Annotated in this window: 30 protein-coding genes; all 30 read left to right on the top strand. The window is 42.3% G+C overall.

The annotated features are described in order from the left end of the window. Positions 1-51 precede the first annotated feature (51 nt). Positions 52-450, top strand: coding sequence for a hypothetical protein (locus ACFSY7_RS03170; protein ID WP_380146791.1), 399 nt, complete (start codon positions 52-54; stop codon positions 448-450). After that, positions 443-829, top strand: a complete 387-nt coding sequence (locus ACFSY7_RS03165; RefSeq protein WP_380146790.1) for a YopX family protein — start codon at positions 443-445, stop codon at positions 827-829. The genes ACFSY7_RS03170 and ACFSY7_RS03165 overlap by 8 nt, the downstream gene beginning before the upstream one ends. Continuing rightward, positions 829-1,221, top strand: coding sequence for a hypothetical protein (locus ACFSY7_RS03160; RefSeq protein WP_380146789.1), 393 nt, complete (start codon positions 829-831; stop codon positions 1,219-1,221). Before ACFSY7_RS03165 ends, ACFSY7_RS03160 begins: the two co-directional genes overlap by 1 nt. A gap of 19 nt (positions 1,222-1,240) precedes the next feature. After that, complete coding sequence (locus tag ACFSY7_RS03155) at positions 1,241-1,690, top strand: hypothetical protein (protein WP_380146788.1); 450 nt, start codon at positions 1,241-1,243, stop codon at positions 1,688-1,690. Then, complete coding sequence (locus ACFSY7_RS03150; protein WP_380146787.1) at positions 1,687-2,118, top strand: hypothetical protein; 432 nt, start codon at positions 1,687-1,689, stop codon at positions 2,116-2,118. Before ACFSY7_RS03155 ends, ACFSY7_RS03150 begins: the two co-directional genes overlap by 4 nt. Further along, the gene (locus ACFSY7_RS03145) at positions 2,087-2,275 is read left to right on the top strand and encodes a DUF6877 family protein (protein WP_380146786.1); all 189 of its coding nucleotides are present in this window, start codon (positions 2,087-2,089) and stop codon (positions 2,273-2,275) included. Before ACFSY7_RS03150 ends, ACFSY7_RS03145 begins: the two co-directional genes overlap by 32 nt. Positions 2,276-2,381: 106 nt before the next feature. Next, positions 2,382-2,558 carry a DUF3954 domain-containing protein gene (locus ACFSY7_RS03140; RefSeq protein ID WP_186439534.1) on the top strand — a complete coding sequence of 59 codons (177 nt, stop codon included), beginning with the start codon at positions 2,382-2,384 and terminating at the stop codon, positions 2,556-2,558. A gap of 145 nt (positions 2,559-2,703) precedes the next feature. Beyond that, positions 2,704-2,907 (top strand): hypothetical protein, encoded by a 204-nt coding sequence (locus tag ACFSY7_RS03135; RefSeq protein ID WP_380146785.1) that lies wholly within the window; start codon positions 2,704-2,706, stop codon positions 2,905-2,907. Between the two features lie 15 nt (positions 2,908-2,922). Further along, complete coding sequence (locus ACFSY7_RS03130) at positions 2,923-3,594, top strand: sigma factor-like helix-turn-helix DNA-binding protein (RefSeq protein ID WP_380146784.1); 672 nt, start codon at positions 2,923-2,925, stop codon at positions 3,592-3,594. Between the two features lie 214 nt (positions 3,595-3,808). After that, entirely contained in the window at positions 3,809-3,973 is a 165-nt protein-coding gene (locus tag ACFSY7_RS03125; protein ID WP_380146783.1) for a hypothetical protein, read from the top strand. Then, positions 3,960-4,373 carry a RusA family crossover junction endodeoxyribonuclease gene (locus ACFSY7_RS03120; RefSeq protein WP_380146782.1) on the top strand — a complete coding sequence of 138 codons (414 nt, stop codon included), beginning with the start codon at positions 3,960-3,962 and terminating at the stop codon, positions 4,371-4,373. Before ACFSY7_RS03125 ends, ACFSY7_RS03120 begins: the two co-directional genes overlap by 14 nt. 89 nt (positions 4,374-4,462) lie before the next feature. After that, a complete protein-coding gene (locus ACFSY7_RS03115; RefSeq protein ID WP_380146781.1) occupies positions 4,463-5,350 on the top strand; it encodes a terminase small subunit in 888 nt (295 codons plus the stop codon). Then, complete coding sequence (locus ACFSY7_RS03110) at positions 5,340-6,608, top strand: PBSX family phage terminase large subunit (RefSeq protein WP_380146780.1); 1,269 nt, start codon at positions 5,340-5,342, stop codon at positions 6,606-6,608. Before ACFSY7_RS03115 ends, ACFSY7_RS03110 begins: the two co-directional genes overlap by 11 nt. An 11-nt stretch (positions 6,609-6,619) precedes the next feature. Further along, positions 6,620-8,077, top strand: a complete 1,458-nt coding sequence (locus ACFSY7_RS03105; RefSeq protein WP_380146779.1) for a phage portal protein — start codon at positions 6,620-6,622, stop codon at positions 8,075-8,077. After that, on the top strand, positions 8,037-8,204 hold the full coding sequence (locus tag ACFSY7_RS03100) for a hypothetical protein (protein WP_380146778.1): 168 nt from the start codon (positions 8,037-8,039) through the stop codon (positions 8,202-8,204). Before ACFSY7_RS03105 ends, ACFSY7_RS03100 begins: the two co-directional genes overlap by 41 nt. A 116-nt stretch (positions 8,205-8,320) precedes the next feature. Further along, positions 8,321-9,103 carry a phage minor head protein gene (locus ACFSY7_RS03095; RefSeq protein ID WP_380146777.1) on the top strand — a complete coding sequence of 261 codons (783 nt, stop codon included), beginning with the start codon at positions 8,321-8,323 and terminating at the stop codon, positions 9,101-9,103. Positions 9,104-9,241: 138 nt separating this feature from the next. Next, positions 9,242-9,625 carry a hypothetical protein gene (locus tag ACFSY7_RS03090; protein WP_380146776.1) on the top strand — a complete coding sequence of 128 codons (384 nt, stop codon included), beginning with the start codon at positions 9,242-9,244 and terminating at the stop codon, positions 9,623-9,625. A gap of 43 nt (positions 9,626-9,668) precedes the next feature. Then, the gene (locus tag ACFSY7_RS03085; RefSeq protein WP_380146775.1) at positions 9,669-9,917 is read left to right on the top strand and encodes a hypothetical protein; all 249 of its coding nucleotides are present in this window, start codon (positions 9,669-9,671) and stop codon (positions 9,915-9,917) included. Positions 9,918-9,965: 48 nt separating this feature from the next. Next, positions 9,966-10,556: a phage scaffolding protein gene (locus tag ACFSY7_RS03080; protein WP_380146774.1), complete on the top strand. Its 591-nt coding sequence runs from the start codon at positions 9,966-9,968 to the stop codon at positions 10,554-10,556. 10 nt (positions 10,557-10,566) lie between these two features. After that, the gene (locus ACFSY7_RS03075) at positions 10,567-11,421 is read left to right on the top strand and encodes a N4-gp56 family major capsid protein (protein WP_380146773.1); all 855 of its coding nucleotides are present in this window, start codon (positions 10,567-10,569) and stop codon (positions 11,419-11,421) included. Between the two features lie 126 nt (positions 11,422-11,547). Further along, positions 11,548-11,874, top strand: coding sequence for a phage head-tail connector protein (locus ACFSY7_RS03070; RefSeq protein ID WP_380146772.1), 327 nt, complete (start codon positions 11,548-11,550; stop codon positions 11,872-11,874). A gap of 1 nt (position 11,875) precedes the next feature. Continuing rightward, a complete protein-coding gene (locus ACFSY7_RS03065) occupies positions 11,876-12,400 on the top strand; it encodes a hypothetical protein (protein ID WP_380146771.1) in 525 nt (174 codons plus the stop codon). Further along, positions 12,397-12,753 (top strand): hypothetical protein, encoded by a 357-nt coding sequence (locus ACFSY7_RS03060; RefSeq protein WP_380146770.1) that lies wholly within the window; start codon positions 12,397-12,399, stop codon positions 12,751-12,753. The genes ACFSY7_RS03065 and ACFSY7_RS03060 overlap by 4 nt, the downstream gene beginning before the upstream one ends. Continuing rightward, positions 12,746-13,231, top strand: a complete 486-nt coding sequence (locus ACFSY7_RS03055) for a phage neck terminator protein (protein ID WP_380146769.1) — start codon at positions 12,746-12,748, stop codon at positions 13,229-13,231. The genes ACFSY7_RS03060 and ACFSY7_RS03055 overlap by 8 nt, the downstream gene beginning before the upstream one ends. Continuing rightward, the gene (locus tag ACFSY7_RS03050) at positions 13,232-14,245 is read left to right on the top strand and encodes a DUF3383 family protein (RefSeq protein ID WP_380146768.1); all 1,014 of its coding nucleotides are present in this window, start codon (positions 13,232-13,234) and stop codon (positions 14,243-14,245) included. Between the two features lie 61 nt (positions 14,246-14,306). After that, positions 14,307-14,708: a phage structural protein gene (locus tag ACFSY7_RS03045; protein ID WP_380146767.1), complete on the top strand. Its 402-nt coding sequence runs from the start codon at positions 14,307-14,309 to the stop codon at positions 14,706-14,708. Between the two features lie 34 nt (positions 14,709-14,742). Continuing rightward, positions 14,743-15,099, top strand: a complete 357-nt coding sequence (locus ACFSY7_RS03040) for a hypothetical protein (RefSeq protein WP_380146766.1) — start codon at positions 14,743-14,745, stop codon at positions 15,097-15,099. Positions 15,100-15,151: 52 nt separating this feature from the next. Then, the gene (locus ACFSY7_RS03035) at positions 15,152-15,274 is read left to right on the top strand and encodes a hypothetical protein (protein WP_380146765.1); all 123 of its coding nucleotides are present in this window, start codon (positions 15,152-15,154) and stop codon (positions 15,272-15,274) included. Positions 15,275-15,289: 15 nt separating this feature from the next. Next, positions 15,290-18,262, top strand: a complete 2,973-nt coding sequence (locus ACFSY7_RS03030) for a hypothetical protein (RefSeq protein WP_380146764.1) — start codon at positions 15,290-15,292, stop codon at positions 18,260-18,262. A 3-nt stretch (positions 18,263-18,265) separates the two neighbouring features. Then, positions 18,266-19,009, top strand: coding sequence for a LysM peptidoglycan-binding domain-containing protein (locus tag ACFSY7_RS03025; RefSeq protein ID WP_380146763.1), 744 nt, complete (start codon positions 18,266-18,268; stop codon positions 19,007-19,009). Positions 19,010-19,015 lie beyond the last annotated feature (6 nt).

Genomic DNA, 19,015 nt, shown 5'->3' with positions numbered 1-19,015 from the left:
ATGAATTGTTGAATTAAAACGGGTGGGTGGGATGGAGTAAGGAGCGGCACTATGCGTAAAAATGAATTAGTACATCACGAGCATTACGTCGCAAAAGTGCAACAAGATTTAACGCACTTTTTATTAAATGATGAATCGTTAAAAAATGGTGCAATCAAATATTTGCGATGGGATAGCGAAATGAAGCTATTTGATGTATATGAGGATGCTGAGTACAAGATTTTCATCACACATACATTTTATGAGCGCTTTCGTGATATACAGCTCGCTAAAGGGATTGTATGCCAGCGATGTGGCAGAAAGTTAAAAGATACGAAGTGGACGCCGATTGGTTATGGTCGCCGTTGCTACAAAAAGTTCCTTAAAGAAGAATGGGAACGAAATCAAATGACGATTTTCGATTTTATCGATGATCCAGAATATGAAATAGGAGGCGTGAAAAATGCGTGAGATTAAGTTTAGAGGTAAGAAAATCGATGGCGATTGGTATTACGGTGATTTAATTACAGAAACCCGAGAGTTTAATCGCACTTGCGATAAAGCCTACATTCTACCTTATTGGGAAACACTGAATGGGCCGATATTCGTTGATAAAGAATCGGTTGGACAATACACAGGGTTAAAAGATAAAAACGGTCGTGAGATTTTTGAAGGGGATATTTATCATATGGGCGACCCTCGAATCACTTATACCGTTGTTTGGCACGATACAGGACTTGACGGTAAGCAAAATGGTAGTAGCAGTTATGTGGGTTTAAGTTATTGGCAAGATAGAATCGAAGTTATCGACAACGTTTACGAAAATAAAAACTTATTGGAGGAAAAATAATGACTAAGCAAGAACGTTTAGAAAAAATAAACGAATTACTCGTTGTTATTGCATCGAATGGCCGTAAATTCTTACTCAATCAGAAAGACGGTGAGGTATCAAAATTCGTTATTAAAGCGAATAACCACGTTTACTATCGCGATTACTACACGAAGCAAGAACTTAAAGGAACAAAAGCGATGTACAAAAGTTACGGTTTCAGCGGTGGGGGCACGTTGCAGGCGCTTGTAATGGATTTTGCGGAGTGGATTCGTACAGGAGATTACACAAATGGCAAAAATGGTTATGGTGGTCTATTTTGTCCGCATTGGGGATATGATGACGATTCAATGCAGCAGGTACGTGACTTTGCCGTGAAAATTGGCTATTTGGACGCAAAACAATACAGCTAAATAAGATGGAGGGCTAACGATGAACGAAGATGAAATGTACGACGCATACATGGAACAAGAAATGGAAGAGGTGGATGCAGGAAGCGGGCGTCTAATGTTTTTAAATGCAGATCATGAACAAAACTTTGCGGCTATCATAGAGCAATACAAGTTTGATATTGCAACAGACTCAGATTTAATCGTTGCATACATCACAGCGGTACCGGATGTATACGAAAAAGTGTCCGGGGCACTTTCAGCATATGATAGTTGGCTACTGGACGAGCAGTTTGCTGCAGGACAAAGCGATACATTTAATGCATTGCTTGGCGTAGCGCTCTCGTATCGTTTGGGAGTGGAGCAAAGCAACTTACGAGCGTATGAACAAATGCTTGATGGGCCGTATTGGGTAGTTGTTGCACTTGGAGCAGCTGAGATTTATATGAGCGGTACATTTAATGCATTACAAAAAATGGAGGTTTTAAGATGAATAAAGAACAGCTAGAAACGATTAAAAAAGGTTATCAGTGGTGGCTAGAAGCTGAAAACCAAGCGGACAAAAATGAATTTGCTGAATGTATCACAACGGAAGATGTGCCAGCACTTATCGAAACAGTCGAAAAACTCATGAATGTACGTGATGTTTCATACGCTGAGTACGCTGAATTAGATGCTAAGAATAAAGAGTTGAAAGAACAACGTAACGCACTCAAATTTCACTTGAAAGTTTCGTCAAAAGCGCTCGAATCAGAAGGCGAAAAAGCAGACGCTTTCCAACTTGCATTAGAAAAGATTTATGACGACATAGGCATTTTAACGTCGCAAGAGATTTACCGAATCGTTGAAGATGCGTTAGAGGGCACAACGGCATTAGGGGGTGATGATAATGGCAACAACTACAGTTATGCAGCAGATTGAGGAATTAATTTCTGAAATGCCGCTTCCGGTCTTAAAAGATGTACAGCAGCGTTTAACAGATTGGGCATCAAGTGGCGGTAAAGAAGATGATCCATACGTTGAGCAACAGCTTCGTTATATGAAACATGTGCGACATGCACAACATGCTAGTAAATAAATAAAAAAGCGTCTGTAGCAGCAACTACAAACGCCTGACTCCTCTTACGAGGTATATACGATTTTAGACGAATCAATTATACCACGAAAAAGGGGAGTTACATATATTGAATAATGAACAACACACAATTACTGAAACAGTCGAGGAAAACGCTGTATATGCTGTAATCGATGGCCGCCTTACAAGATTAGATTCCCCTTCGACAGGGTTCGGTAAACAAGAAATTGTATGGCAGAACAGCAAAATAGTGCAAAATAACGTTTATTTTACACAAAAATTGTAGTAAGATGTGAAATAAGTAATTTAATTGAATTGAATAAGAAGCTTACCAGGAAAAACCAGGGAGCATCAAACAAGCAGTAGTCACTTTTGGCTATACGTTTGTTTGGTGCTCCCTTTTTTATTTGCCAGAAAAAGGAGTGAAACGAATGCGTACGCTACAAGACGAAATTAAACGCCACAACCTTTTACGACGTAATACAAACACAGAAAAGCGTTATCTAAAATCAGAAAACTGTAACAAAAATCCGCAAAAGCGTAACGAAAACTTATCAAAGCGTGATATTGAGGAACTCATGGGTATCAGACGCCCGCGCTATACAAAACAAAAAGGTGTAATCAAACAAAAATAAAGAGGTGCTGTGGTAATGATGACGATGATGGAAGAACGTGAATATACAAGTAAAGAATTAGAAAACTGGGCAGACAAGTTGTTAGAGGAGTACGATCAGAGTTTAAATGATTTACGCACTCAACAAAAAATAGCTGCCGCACAAGATAAACGATTAAAAGATAGTGACGAGCCTGTTTTTTATAAGCCGCTCCTTGATAAAAAAACGGTGCTCAACAGCATGGAGAACTCAATGGTATTCGCGATGGATTGGATGGAGAGTGGCCGTAACCCTGATTTAAAACGTGGAGCGGATAAACATGCTGTGTACCAGCGACAATTTTTTGAGTCACTTGATGTGATTCCAGACATTGCAGAGCAAGTGTATGATATTAATACAAAAGAGCTGCACATGACGAGCGCTGAAAAGAAACAGCTGGCGAAAATTTATAGCATGTGGAGTCATCGTGAGAGACTTTGTTACATTGCTCATACGGTTGAACAAAAAAGTTTTCAACAAATCGCAGATGAATTAAAAGTAAGCAAAGGTACTGTTCAATCATATATTCAACGTGCTCGCTCAAAAGTCAAAGAGGGCNATTTTCTCATGCGTGAGCAAGCACGCAATCATTTATGGCCGCTTCGACAAGGAGAGTTACCTGTGCACTACTCACAATTGCTGTTCAGGGCAAACATGTTAAGCGACTAATCATCAAGCCGCCACGTGCGGCACATACATATACTAGCGCCATCAAATAAACAGTATGCATAAGCAGGCGCTATACTGCGGTTACCCATGACTGCACCTCTCAAGCCGCTTCTTGTCCAGGAGCGGTATACATAATGATTTAAAAGATATTCAAATGGCATCTATAAAAAAGGTGCTTTTTATTATGCCTAAAAAACAGAAAGGAGCGGGTCAGATGAAAGATTTCATATTTGTGATGTTTGTCGGTAGTGCGGTGATTAATTTAATTTTGATGATGCAACAACGAGAAATTTCACATTGGTTCATCACATTATCAATGATGCTCATGGTTCTGCATTTCGTATTGCATTGGAGGGATAAAGCACATGAAAGAAATTAAATTCGCGATTGTCGGACCAGTACAAGCACAACAACGTCCACGCTTTTCACGTCAAAACGGTCATGTACGCACATATGACGATAAAAAGTCTCGTACTTATAAAGCGCACGTACAAAAATGCGCTGCACGTTATGCGCCTGAGCAACTCATTGACTCAGCGATTGAGTTGCATATCGATGTGTTTCACAAGTTGCAACAGAGCGGCAGTAAACAACTAAAGGCGGATAAGCTAGCGCATCGTGTACGCCCGACGGTTAAACCAGATTTGGACAACCTTGCAAAAGGCATTAAGGACGCTTTGACAGGCATGATGTGGGTAGATGATGCGCAAGTAGTCGATTTAATTATGCATAAATACTATGCAGTCGAGCCATACGCAGTAGTTACGATTAAATATTAGAACTAGTTAGTCTATATAGATTTAAAAAGAGCGCTGGTAAAGATAAGCTGACTACTGGCGCTAGGAAGGAAAGAGGTGGTGAAACATGAGTGGCTGAAAAATATGAACTTGCTAAAGTCGATTATGACAATGGCATGAAGTACAAAGATATCGCTAAAAAATACGATGTCACAATCAATACAGTGAAGTCGTGGAAAACACGCAAATGGAATAAAACCAATGAGGAAGCGGATAAAAAAAGTGTGCACACAAAAGAAAAAGGTGTGCACACAAAAAAGAAGCAGACACATACAGAAGAATCGACTAGGGAGCGGCTGTCTATCGCAGAAGAATCACTGAGTAATGAAAACAGTGATTTAACCGATAAACAGTGGCTTTTTTGTCGTTACTACACAAAGTATTGGAATGCCACAAAAGCCTATCAAAAGGTTTATGACTGCGACTATATGCAGGCTATGTCCAACGGCAGTCGCTTGCTGAGGAATGATAAGATACGCGCGGAAATTAGTGCAATCAAACAAGACATTGCAGATGGCATCATGATTGAGTCACGCGCAGTGCTGCAGAAGTGGATTGATATCGCATTTGCAGATATATCAGACTACGTGGCATGGGGCACTGAGAAACGTTTGATTCCAGACGTATATGTTGGGCGAGATGCAAACGATAAAAAAGTATTCAAGGACAAGGAAATTGATGTGAACTACGTTCATTTGAAATCCGCTTCGAATATAGACACATCTATCGTGACAGAAATCAAAGAGGGCAAAGACGGCGTGACCGTTAAGCTTGCTGACAAGATGAAAGCACTCGATTTCCTTACAAAGTATATGGATCTACTGGAAGAAGCGGAGTTGAAGCAGCTTAAAGTGGAACGTGAGCGCGTAAATATTGAAAAAACCCGCTCCGACATGACAAAAGACGACATCGCACCAATTCAAATTGAAATTTTAGGAGTTGGTGAAGATGACGATTAAACGCGTCAATCCGCATTTCAAAGCCTTTTTGGGCTTTTGGAGAACAAAGTTTCAATTTTTAGTGGGCGGCTACGGTAGCAGTAAGTCGTATCATGTTGCATTAAAAATCATACTCAAATTGACAAAGGAGCGGCGTACTGCGCTTGTTGTACGTGAGGTCTACGATACGCATCGTGATTCAACATTCTCTCTAATCAGTGAACTTGTTGAAGATATGGGCCTAGCACACGTTATACAAGTGACCGCTTCGCCTATGCAAGTACGATTCCCAAATGGGAGCAAAATCATCTTCAAAGGGATGGATAAGCCTGCAAAACTCAAATCAATTAACAATGTATCGCTTATTTGGTTAGAAGAATGCTCAGAAATTAAGTATGAGGGCTTCAAGGAGCTGTTAGGTCGTCTACGTCATCCAACATTGCCGCTTCATATGATTTTATCAACCAATCCAGTGAGCAAAGATAACTGGTCCTACACGCATTTCTTCAAGGACGAAGAAAAAGAGCGCTTTGTTTTGGATGATGAAGAACTGTATGAGAAGCGGACAATCGTTACGAATAACACGTACTATCATCACTCAACAGCAGACGATAACAAATTCCTCCCAGAGTCCTATGTGGAACAGTTGGAGGAAATGAAAGAGTACGACTATGACTTGTATCGCATTGCACGCCGAGGGCGCTTTGGTATTAACGGCACACGTGTTTTGCCGCAATTTGAGGTATTACCGCACGACAAGGTGCTTGCGATGATGGACGAGATTAACGTGCAGCAGAACTTTGTGGGAATGGACTTTGGTTTCGAGGAGTCCTACAATGCCGTAATACGAATGGCCGTGGATGTAGAAAAACGTTGGCTATTCATTTACTGGGAGTACTACAAAAATAAGCAGACAGATGATGAAACCGTAGAGGACTTAAAAGAGTTTATTCAGACCAGGGAGCGGATTATTGCTGACTCAGCAGAGCCGAAAACCATTCGGTATTTCAAAAAGATGGGATTCAACATGAAGCCAGCCAAGAAGTTTCAAGGTTCGCGGTTATCGAATACGAAGAAAATGAAGCGGTTTAAGCGCATCATATGCTCCGCTTCGTGCAAAAACACAGTACGAGAGTGGAAAACGCTCACGTATGCAAAAGACAAGCAAGGTAAACAAATCGACGATGAATTCAACATAGATCCGCACACATTTTCAGCAGCATGGTACGGGCTAGACAAATATGATGTGACGGACCTTAAATCTAATTTCTTAACGTAGGAGGTGTAATGATGTTTAACATGTATAACTTCGGAGCGGGCACGTATACAGACGAGCTTGTTCGTATGATTGAGCAAAATGCGCCGCTTCAAAGTGATAATGTCAAAAAGCTATATGATAGCTTCGACAACAGCAACATGCTGCAAGGTGAGCGCTATTATCGCAATGAGAGCGATATCTTGCAACACAAGATTTACTCATATGTAAATGGCGTAAAAGTAGTTGATACAGACGCCACAAACAGACGTATTCCATCTGGTATGCATAAGATACTCGTTGACCAAAAGGTTGGGTATCTAGCAGGAGAGCCGATGTCATTTGGTTCCAACACAGGCAACAACGAGCAAACAGCGCTACTTACCGAAATCATTGGGGAGCGGTGGAAAAAGACGCTCGTCGAGCTGATTATCAATGCAAGCAATAAAGGCGTTGAGTGGTTGCACCCATACATTGACGAGGATGGCGAGTTTAAGTACATGCTCGTAGGCGGTGAGCAGTTTATCCCAATTTATGATACACGCTATCCGGATAAGTTAGTTGCTGGCATCCGCTTCTATTACTATGCTGATGACCACATTAAATTGGAGCTGTGGACCGATGAAATCGTGACATACTACGAAATCATTGGTGGCGATATCACACTTGATGTGACACGTGAGGTCAATCCAGCGCCGCATTTTACAGATGCAGAAGGAGCGGTTGGTAAGTCGTGGGGCAAAGTGCCATTCATCCGCTTCCAAAACAATTCATGGGAACTATCTGACTTGCACTTTAACAAGGTGGCTATTGACGAGTACGAGCAACTGCTATCGAAAGGCCAGAATACTATCTTTGATGTGCAAGAGCTTATATACGTACTTAAAGGTTACGATGGTTCCTCATTATCTGAGTTCCAGGAGAATTTACGCCGCTATAAAGCTGTAAAGGTGGATGAGGACGATGGCGGTATTGATACATTAACTGCTGCTATTCCGACAGATGCCTATATAGCACAAGCGGAAATGCTACGAAAGAACATTATTACGAGCGGTCAAGGTGTAGATCCATCGCCAGACGTGATTGGAGACGCACCGAGCGGCCGCTCCTTAGAATTTCTATATTCACTGCTAGACTTTAAAGCTTCCATGCTTGAGCAAGGCTTTGAGCTATCTATTCGTGAGTTATTGTGGTTTGTGCAGGAATACTGCGAACTACAAGGACGTGGCACACTGGATTACCGTGATGTGACCATGACGTTCAACAAAGTGCTGCTCACAACCGAGCAAGAGGTCATAGATATGGCTGTGCAGTCCGAGGGCATTATCTCGCGTGAGACGATTGTGGAAAATCATCCGTGGGTGAAAGATGCTGAAGCGGAAATGAAGCGGATTGAGCAGGAGCGGGATGATATTGAACCGCTTCAAATTGACATCGAAAGGAAGAATAGCAATGAAAACGATGGAAATGGCGATGAAGAAAGCTTTAGCTAAGCAAGTAGCAGATTTGAAAAAACCGCGTATTTACGATGCTAAACTTGTCAAAATGACAATTGGAGAAGAAACGTTTATTTTCCCTAAACCAGTGTTTGTAGAAGTTCATGGTCATATCGAAATATGATTAACCTAAAGAAATATGCTGCTATGTTGGATAAGTTTCTGATGAAGCGGTCGAAATACTATGAGTCGGCTATTAAAAAGATATACGAAACAATGATTAATGGCATTCTCAAGGAAATGGGCGGCATTTATAAGCGATTCGAGAAGAATGGCAAGCTGAAACGTGCTGACATGCTCAAATACAAGCGTATCGATGCACTCAAGCGTAATTTACTGCTACACATTAATACAATGTCCAAAGCGAAACAAGACGTCTTACGCAAGCAATTAGAGGAGTCATACGAGTACAGCTATGACTGGATGGCATGGGCGATTCAAAAGGAAACGATGGTCGAATTTCCGCATGTAATCGGTAAAGAAGAAATCTCAAAGCGGGCACAGGAAAATAAAGTCGCTGACTTGAAGTTGCCAGAGACATTGGAGCGGCACCGCAAGACAATCGTGCAAAAGGTCAACCAAACGGTTGATAAGGGTATCAAAGAAAGCTACACATACGAGCAGATGGCTGATGAATTAACCGACACACTAGACGGTGATTATCAGAAAGCAGTGCGCACCGCACGAAATGAGACGCATAGGGTACGTGAGCAAGGCATGTTAGATGTAGCTGAGCGAGCGGATGAAGGTGGCGTTGTGATGGTTAAAGAGTGGATGTCTATGCATGACGAGCGTGTACGTGATTCGCATGTTGTGCTAGATGGCCAACAAGTGCCGGTCAAAGGTGGCTTGTTCGAGTTTCAAGGTCACACTGCTGCCGCTCCGAGTGGTTTTGGCGTACCTTCATTGGACATCAACTGTCGTTGCATGATTGGCTATAAGGTTGCATCTATACGCGCTCAGACAGATGAAGAGCTTGCGAAGCGGACGTTTGAGCAGTATCGGGAGCATAAAGCAGAATAATGAGATTGTGAGATTGGAGCGGGGTATATGGCATTACGTGACTTAAATATAGACATACACATCGAAACAGTTTCAACTAAATATAATCTACACGCCATGTTCATTGAAGGGCGTTTTGTAGAAGTGTTTTATACGTAGGTGTATCAAAATAATGATTTCGGAGTGATGAAAATGATTTACAGACAAATTAAAGGTGATGCGATTAATGAATACGAGGGCACACCAGAAGAAATCAAAGCTATGTTAAAAGCGGAGTGCAATCACACAGGATTATACGACCATGTTGCATGGAATACCGGCAATGGCGTTGAAATCGTATGCCTGCGTTGTAGAGAAGCCCACTCCAATAAGGATGATAATGAAGAATCTGAAATAACTTATCGCACGACAGAAGAAGGATATCTTCAATCGGAGCATAGCGATAATGTATTCACATTGGCTCCGATTTGTATGAGTTGCAAGAAGAGTGGAGCTAGTAATAAGGGTCCTTTTTGCGAAAAGTGCGCTAAAAATTTTAGTTAACCGCTTCTAGCGGTTTTTATTTTGCTCGAAAGGTGGTGAGAGAATGAGAAACTACGATGTTAAATACCCTTCACTAACAATGCAAGATTTATTATTTCATGCAGGTTTTTGCGCAAAAGCGAATAAAGAATTAACAGTTTTAATCGAAATGCCAGGCTTTGATGCACCAGAGATGATTACTAATCCGCCCGAGAATATCCAAAAGAAAATTGAATATTATCAAGCGACATACGATGAAAATTGTCAACATAAGCATGCGCCAGGCATTCGTATCGTTGATTTAGTTCGATAATACACTCGTCCTAAGTAAGACGTTAAAAGGCACGAAAGGAGCTTATACATGACAAAAGAAGAACTAATTGCGCTCGGTATCGATGAAGAAACGGCGCAGAAAGTTGTAGATGGCTATACCGCTTCGCATGTTGCAAAGACAGCACTTGAAGCGGAACAGTCAAAAGTAGCTGATTTAACACAGCAACTCACTGATCGTGACGCACAGCTGGAAACATTAAAGGGTGAAGCTGCTAATAGTAGCAAGCTCAAGGAACAGATTCAAGCGCTACAAACGCAGAATGCAGAAGCGGCCGCAGAATATCAACAGAGCTTAGCGCAAAAGGACTTTGATTTTGCGTTATCTGATGCATTACGCAACGCAAAAGCGAAGAATCCGAAAGCTGTAAAAGCCTTGCTTGACATCGGAAAGGTGAAGCTAGATGGTTCGCAGTTGCTTGGATTAGAGGAGCAACTGGCTATGCTTAAAGAGTCGGATGCTTATCTATTTGAAAAAGAGGGTGTCAAAGGGAATCCGCTTCCTGGTGGACAAGGTACACCACCTGCCATCACAAAAGAACAATTCAATGCAATGAACGTTGTTGAAAAGACAAAACTATTCAATGACAATCATGAACTGTACAAACAATTATCAGAATAGGAGAGATCACATGAAGAAAACAGCAATCGTAGCAAGTGCACCGTTACTACTTAATTTAGATATCCAGTTCTTTGCTCAAACAAAGGCATCGGACTTAATCAATCCAGAGGTGTTAGCTGACGCTATCTCAGCCGAGTTGCCTACAGCTATCCGCTTCACACCTTATGCTGTAACAGATAACACGCTAACTGGACAACCAGGTGACACGATTACGCGTCCAAAATACGGATACGTTGGTCCTGCCGAGGATTTAACAGAGGGTGTACCGATGGACACGAGCAAAATGTCTATGACTACTACTCAAGTGACTGTGAAAGAAGCGGGTAAAGCTATCGAAGTCACTGAAAAAGCCGTTATCACAAACGTTACTGGCACGCTAGAAGAAGCGAAGAAACAATTAACGAAAGCGATGGCTGATAAAGTAGAAATCGACTACTTAGCGACGCTAGGCACATCATTATTAACGTCAACTTTAGGAGCGGAGACGCCAGGTGCTATTTTAGATGCTATTGACGTATTCGGCGACGAGGACGAGCAAAGCTTAGTATTGTTCGTGCATCCGAAAGATTACACAAAATTAGTGAAAAATCTATTTGCAGTAGGCGGCTCGACGCAAGAAACGGCAGTTACAAAAGCACAAGTGTCTGAGCTTGTTGGTGTAAAAGATATTGTTAAAACAAAGCGTTTAACAGAAGGTACTTCATATCTTCAGAAGTTCGGCGCTGTTGAAATCGTTAACAAGAAAAAAGTAAATCTTGAGACTGATTACGACATCTTAGCACGTACACATGTGTTAGCAGCGAATGCTCACTATACAACGAACCTGCGTGACGACAACGGCGTTGTGAAAATTACAAAAGCGTAGTCATGCTCACAGTTTAGAGGAGGGATAATATGTTGCTGAGACGATATCACAAAAAAGCTGTCGAACAACCTAAAACGAAAGAAGCGGCCGCTCCAAAGCCACGTAAACGTCCTCCGAAGAAAGTGGATGATGCGAATGATGACGCTTGAGGAGTTACGAGCACGTGTAGACACAAACGTTGAGGATGTACCGCTCCAAGTCAAATTAGATGATGCCATTGATTTTGTTGAGGGCTATCTCAATCAATCGTTTGATGACGATAATCCGATGCCAGGGAGAGTCAAACGTATTATTGCAAAATACGTAAACTCAGAGCTTTCTTTTGACGGGGCGGAGGGCATTAAATCAGAGTCATTAGCGGGCATGTCGCAAACATTTGAGAGTCGCGAGGAGCGTGACAATGCCTTTAAATCATTGTTGCGCGCTACAAGACTTAGGAAGTTGAGGTGGTAGCATGGGCGTGCGAATACGCGACACAAATCGTATACCGGAGGCAATTGCTAACATTGACCGCATTAATAGCCGCTCCGTAAAGATTGGCTATATTAGCGGAGGAGAATACGCTGGGGGCACGCTTACAAACAAGGGTAAGGCTCGCGTGCACGAATACGGTGTAGATATCCCTGTCACTGATAAAATGCGCAAGTTTTGGGTAGCTAAGTTTGGTGTTGGACTTAAAGCGTCTACTACACACATACGTATACCGGAGCGGTCATTTTTACGCAACGGCAGTGAGCAAGCAACACCAGCCATTATGGCTAAAGCAGCGGAGTTAGTGCCGCTTGCTATACTCGATAACGTGGACGTGGAGCTATTATACGAAGCGCTAGGGCTTGAAATGCGTACAGAGATACAAAAGTATGCTCGTGCGTTACAAAGTCCACCTAATGCGCCGCTTACGGTTCAACAAAAAGGTTCTAGCAATCCGCTTATCGAGACAGGCGCTATGCTACAGGCAATGGAGGTTATTTTACAGTGATCCATAACTTTACAAGACTTATTAACAAGTATGCTGCTAAAGATGTGCTGTTGGTGCCGCTCCTAGACGAAAATGCAGAAGGGAGCTGGGTAGACGGTGAATGGGTTGAACCCGAAAAAGTCGAGCCAGTGCCACTTCATTGTGCGATTGTACCGATGACGGACAAACAAATCTATGACAGCGGTGGTCGCTATACATCTAGCGATAGGCAAGTCTATACGCATACCAAGCTACAAACAAAGCAGCAAATTGTATACAGGAAAGTCACCTACTCAGTGGAGGAAGAAGCCGACCACACCGAGTATGGTGATTTTTTTATTTACACAGCAAGGAGAGTGAATCCGAATGCTTGATATACAAGGAATTAGAGTCGCTCTTATCAAGGGTTTGCAGACGTTTACAGGTGCAACGACAATCCGCACTGAAACAACTGCAAAACAACCGCCTTATCCATACACCGGCGTTAAATTTACAATGCTCGGTCAAAAGATTGGGCAACCTGCGCAGTACATACGCGGAACAACTGCGGTGCACGAGCAGGACATTGAAATGACTGCTTCGATTACTTGTTATGCGAGTACAGTCGGAGCGGCAGAAACACTTGCGTACAGTGCTTTGCAATATCTTGAGACAGCTGGTGTAGACGAGCTAAAAGATAAAAATATCGCGATTGTACAAACAACTGACTTAACGGACCGTACAACGTTTTTAACGACAGATTACGAGTATCGTGTCGGCTTTGATGTGCGACTACGAGCACGTGCGCAAGTAGTCAAAGAAATGGAGTACATCGACAAGGTGGAACTCACAGGAAATAAAGGAGGGCTATAAATGCCATTAAAAGACGTCACAGTAAAGATTCAAATTAAAAAAGCCGCACGACTTACAGGGCTTGGTAAACCTGCTTTACTTGCAGCACTTGCAGGTCCATCAAGCTATTCGAATTATTCAGAGCCAGAACAAATTGCCGAGATTTTCGGTGAGGATTCAATCGCTCATAAGATTGCGACAACGCTATTAAAACAAGGCGATTCATCACCCGAGACGATGGGCATTATCACGTATGATCCTAACGCTACGGACGATACACCAAAAACGGCAGCTAAAGCATTGCAACAACATTTCGATGAAGATTTCTACTTTGTTGTAGCTGATACACAAGCAGTTGCAGACGTTAAAGCAATCGCAGATGTCGTTGAAGGTGAAGGTATCAAGATGTTTGCGACGACTATCACGAAGCTAGAAGATGCTGAATCATTACAGCTATACAAATACGAGCGCACATTTGCCGCTTATCACGAAACAGCAGGCGAGTATGTTGCTGAAGCATGGGTGGGTGGTCATGGCTCGAAAGAAGTTGGCTCGATTACATGGATGAACAAAAAGCTAGTAGGTATCACACCACAAGCATTCAGCGTAGCAAAACTAACAGACATCGAAATTTTAAACATGCAGACATTCGTTACAAAATCAGGCCACAATGTTATGTCAGAAGGTAAAACATTATCTGGCGAATACATTGATGTGGTCCACTCGAAAGACTGGTTAATCGTGAATGGTGCAAATGCTATCCAAGAGCAATTAATTGCAAATGACAAAGTAGCTTATACAGATAAAGGTATTGCATTACTAGCGTCATCATTAGATAACGTATTACTTGCAGGTGTAGCACAGGACATGATTTCAGTAACGGATAACATTCCAGACTATGCAATCACAACTCTATCACGCGCACAATCAAACGCTGCAGACCGCGCGGCACGTATCTACAAAGGTTTAGGATTCAGCTTCCAACTGGCGGGCGCTATCCACAAAGTGCCAGTAAAAGGCGAAATGATTATCTAGCATCTATCAATCAGATAGGTGCTTTTATTATGCAAAAAAATAAACGGAAGAAGGTTTTATAATGGGAGCAATTGCAGTATATGACGCTAAGAAAGTTAGTGTAATCGTAGGCGGTCAAAACATTACAGGTTTTGCAAAAGACTCATTCGTCGAAGCAGAAAAAGACGAGGAAACAGTAACAACGCATGTATCAGCACAAGGTGACGTTGGTGTCGCAATCAATACCCACTCATTAGGTACAATTAAAATCAAATTAAACCAAACATCACCGTACATCAATTACCTGGTGAAGCTTGCTCGTACATCAGAAATGGTTCCAGCTTGGGTTATTTCAGACAACGAAGTAAAGGAAAAAGCAGGCGGTACAAAAGCAATGGTAAACAAAGTACCAAAAGCAGAGTTCGGCAAGGAAATTACTGAACGTGAATTCGAGATTTTAGTATTCGACTACGTACAAGAGTAGTTGGGAGGTGAGGGGCATCTAGCCCCTTATTTTTATGATTAAAGTAAATCCAGAAGTGCATGATTTAGAACGAAAAAAAGCAGTTAAAGAAATGGAGAGATTAAACATGACAAAAACAACATTACACACAGAAAAACTCGCTAATGGCGAGGAAATTACATTTAAATTCCAATCAGCAGGCTTACGCGAAACATTCAAATTAATCAACCGCACGAAAGATGGCATCGACAAACGTATTGATGAACTGCTTGAACATGTCATCTTCACAGAAGAAGGTTCAAAAGTAGACTACGAGTTCTTCGAAGCCTTACCAAACTCGTTCCAAGTTATCAACTCTGTAACAGGTGCGGCGATGCGCTTTCTTACAGACACAGACGACGTCGAAGAGTGAATATCACTACGAAAACGAAGCAAATCGTGACTGGTATTTTTGGCGACCAATCGTGGAACGTATGTCAACGTTTGAGGAAATGGAACGGCGCTCACTCGATGAAGTGATGGAGTTCAATGCCGCAATTGACATACAGATTAAGAAGATAAATGAAGCGAAGAAAAATCAGAAATAAGAAAGGGGTGAGTAGATGGCATTACGTGACTTAGATATCGATATCGACTTGGAGGTAGATGGTAGCGAGTTAGCTACGGTCAATTCGCAAATTGATGCACTGATTGCGAAGTTAAGTTTCTTCGATGATGACATTAACATTGATGTAAATTTGCATGACAATGGTGCTTTAGCGCAGATTCAATTGTTGCAACAGCAGACAGGACAGCTCGACAACAACACTATCGACATCAACGCTATCTTAGATAACGCCGAAATCATGGCGCAACTACAGGCATTACAACAACAGATTAATAACGTAGACAATGATGATATTACTATTGATGTGCATGCAGAATACGCAGAAACTTTAGCGCAACTACAGGCATTACAACAACAAGTGAACTCATTAGATGCGAATGATGTATTTATTGATGTAGATATTGAAACGCACACGAATGATATTTTAGCGTTACGAGCGCATTTACGAATGCTTGAATTGCAAGCACGTAATATTAACGTTGATTTAGATACAGCAGGCGCACATGCACAGTTAGCCATTCTACAAGCACATATCAACGGCATTCGAGGGCCAGACCTCAATGTCGGTGGAGGATTCAACATCGGCAACATACTATCACCTAATTTGTTCGGTATGGGTGTGAAATTAACAGCGATACTTATTGCTTTACCTGCTATTGCTTCACTTGCACAAGTGGCGGTTGGTGCTATCGGTGCGCTTGGTGTAGCGATTGGTGTTGTTGCAGGAGGTCTACTTGGTTTAGCGTCTGCAGCTACTATTGCATTCGGTGGCATCATGGGTGTTGGTATGCTTGCGATATCTACGATTACACCGCTTTACGAAAAGAACGCTAAATTAACCGCACAGCAAGTTGAGTTGAAAAAACAAACAGATGGCGTGGTTAATAGTTGGAATGACTTAAAAGAATCTATGCAACCAGCAATGTTCGATGTAGTCAGTTCCGGTGCAAAGGCAGTCAATACAGCTTTAGGTGCATCACAACCTATTCTACAAGCCGCATCAAAAGCTGTTGCAGGGTTGATGGACAACTTAAATGCTTCATTTAAAGGCGCAGAAATGCAAAACTTCTTTGATTATTTGCAACGTTCAATCGGTCCGTTAACAATGAACATTGGCAACGGGCTAGGTAATGCGTTCAAAGGCGTTCTAAACACAATGACAGCATTAGAGCCATTAACATCATGGATGGGGCAAGGCTTTGAAAATATGATGGGGCGTTTCTCGAATTGGACAGCAGGATTACAAGGCTCGGATAAGATGACGGCGTTTATCGACTATGTAAAAGTTAATCTACCGAAATTAGGTTCAATCATTGGTGATGCGACAGATGGTATTGTTAATTTCTTCGCGGCATTTAGCGGTAGTGCATCTGGTGGTTTTGACTGGATGGCAGATCTAATGGCCGACTTCTCGAATTGGTCTGCGAATCTAGGTAACAATGAAGGGTTCCAAAAGATGCTGTCCGACATTTCTCGCGACGGTCCAAAGGTTGCAGAAGTAATTGGAAACGTAACGACGAACATCATGGATATGACTGCCGCTTTATCAAGTGTTGGTGATGGCGCGGTTTGGGATTTTCTAACCGACATGACGAGTGGCAAGAATATACCGAAGCTTGATTTCGCAGAGATTTTCAAAGGCGGCGCTTTAGGTATGGGGCTTGATGCGTTAGGTATCGACATTGATTGGTCGAAAATACTCGGACTAGATTCTTTAGGTAATCTTGCATCGGATATAGGCTCTAAAATATCTAGCTTATTCAACAACTTAGGTAGCGATATTTATCAAGCGATACAAGGTAGTAATATGCCGTCGTTCTTGAAAGATGGGCTAAGTAAGATGTTCGAAGGTTTTGACATGACGTTGCCAGATGCGACTGTCGATAACATGGTCCAAGGTGCAATGACGCAAGTCGAAAATGCCTTTAATGGTGGTGGTAGTAAGCCATTTGAAGCAGAATTGAGCCTATTCCAAGGTAAAGAGGTTGAAGTGGATGTAGGCGCAAATACCACACAAGCGCAAGCAGACGTGAAGAATATTGAAGCAGATAAGATTGAAGCAAAGGTATCTGCTGATACAGCGCAAGCACAATCGCAACTGAACAGCATGAAAGCGACGCCAATCAAGATTAAAGCTGATTCATCTGCAATTGCCGCATCTATTCAAAATATGCCGAACGCTAGAGTAAAAGTTACTGCTGATACAGCAAGTCTTACGAACTCTATCGGTAACTTGCCAGACGCTCGAATTAGTTTAAAGGCTGACACAATCAAAATCACAAACAACATTGCGCCGGTTAATGTGCCAGCTAATCTTAGCAGCATCAATACAAGTGGATTAGGTCCAGTTAAATTACCTGTTACACCGATGTTTGCGGGTGGTGGTTCGGGCATCAACTTTAACTGGCCACCGATGCCAAAGTTCACATTCCCAAGCCTGCCTAAATTCAGTTGGCCTGCAATGCCTAAGTTTTCATGGCCTGCATTACCAAAATGGACATGGCCGCCAATGCCGAAATTCTCATGGCCACCGATGCCTAGATTTAGTTGGCCACCATTCCCACGCTTCAGTTGGCCGCCAATGCCGACAGTAAAAGTGAATGTGAGTGGTGCAGGGGCTAACGGCTCTCATGCTAGCGGTTTGGGGCGTGTACCATTTGATGGTTATATGGGTGAGTTACACAAAAACGAATCTGTATTAACAGCAAGCCAGTCACAAGGCTTACGTGATGCAGGTGTGTTACGAGGTGACGGTACAAGCCCGACAGTTGATTTAAGCGCAGTAGCTTCATCAGCGCCAGTTGTAAGTGGTGGCGGTACAAATGCACAAGTAACAAATCACAATAGCGTAACAATCGTTGTGCAAGGTGGCGGTGACGCTCAAACTACTGCAACGTCTGTGCGTGAGGAAATCGAAAACTGGTTTGCATCTGTACAGGATGTAATGCCACCGATAATGGAGGTGTAGCGTATGGATCCAATTGAATTAAGTCCAAAGGACACAACAAAATATCCGACAGAACCTGCGGAGAAAAGTCCAAAGGACAAGACGAAATATCCAAAGAAACCTAGTGAAAAAAGCCCGAAGTCGAAAGTGAAAGTTGTGAAGTCACCTAAAACAAAATCAAAGCCGTTTAAAACGACGAGGACCACACTTGGCAAGCTACATCTGTTAGTCGAGAAAGAATCCTGGCAAGATGACGCTGACATACCACAATATGCCGTTGAAAAAGGCAAAGACGTTACGGACCATGTAGAGGACAGAGCAAACGTCCTCACGATTACAGGTGTTATCTTTGGTGATAAAAAGCATACTGTAGCAGAAAAGGTCAAAGCGATTCGGAAGTACAAAAACGAAGGGAAACGATTAACTTACGTTGGTCGTCGGACAGGCAACAACTTCCTTATCAACAAATTCACGTATGAATCTGAAACGAAAATTGGCAACGGCCATAAGTTTACGATTATCTTGCAAGAAGTACGCATTGCAGGTGATGAAAAGAAATCATCTAAAAAAGGTGCTAAAGGCAAATCAAACGGTGGTACAAAGCAGACGAGTGGCTCTAAAAGTGATGCGACAACGCATGAAGTTAAAGGTGGCGACACATACTGGGATTTAGCTAAAAAATACGGTACAACGTGGGAGGAACTATACAAACTCAACAAGTACCCACCACGCAAAATTCCAATTGGCGTCATACTGAAATTACCATAAATGAGG

The sequence above is a fragment of the Kurthia populi genome (assembly GCF_042686175.1).
Lineage (GTDB): Bacteria > Bacillota > Bacilli > Bacillales_A > Planococcaceae > Kurthia > Kurthia populi.
Note: the sequence above shows the minus strand (reverse complement) of the source record. Positions and strands in the feature narration are given on the sequence as shown.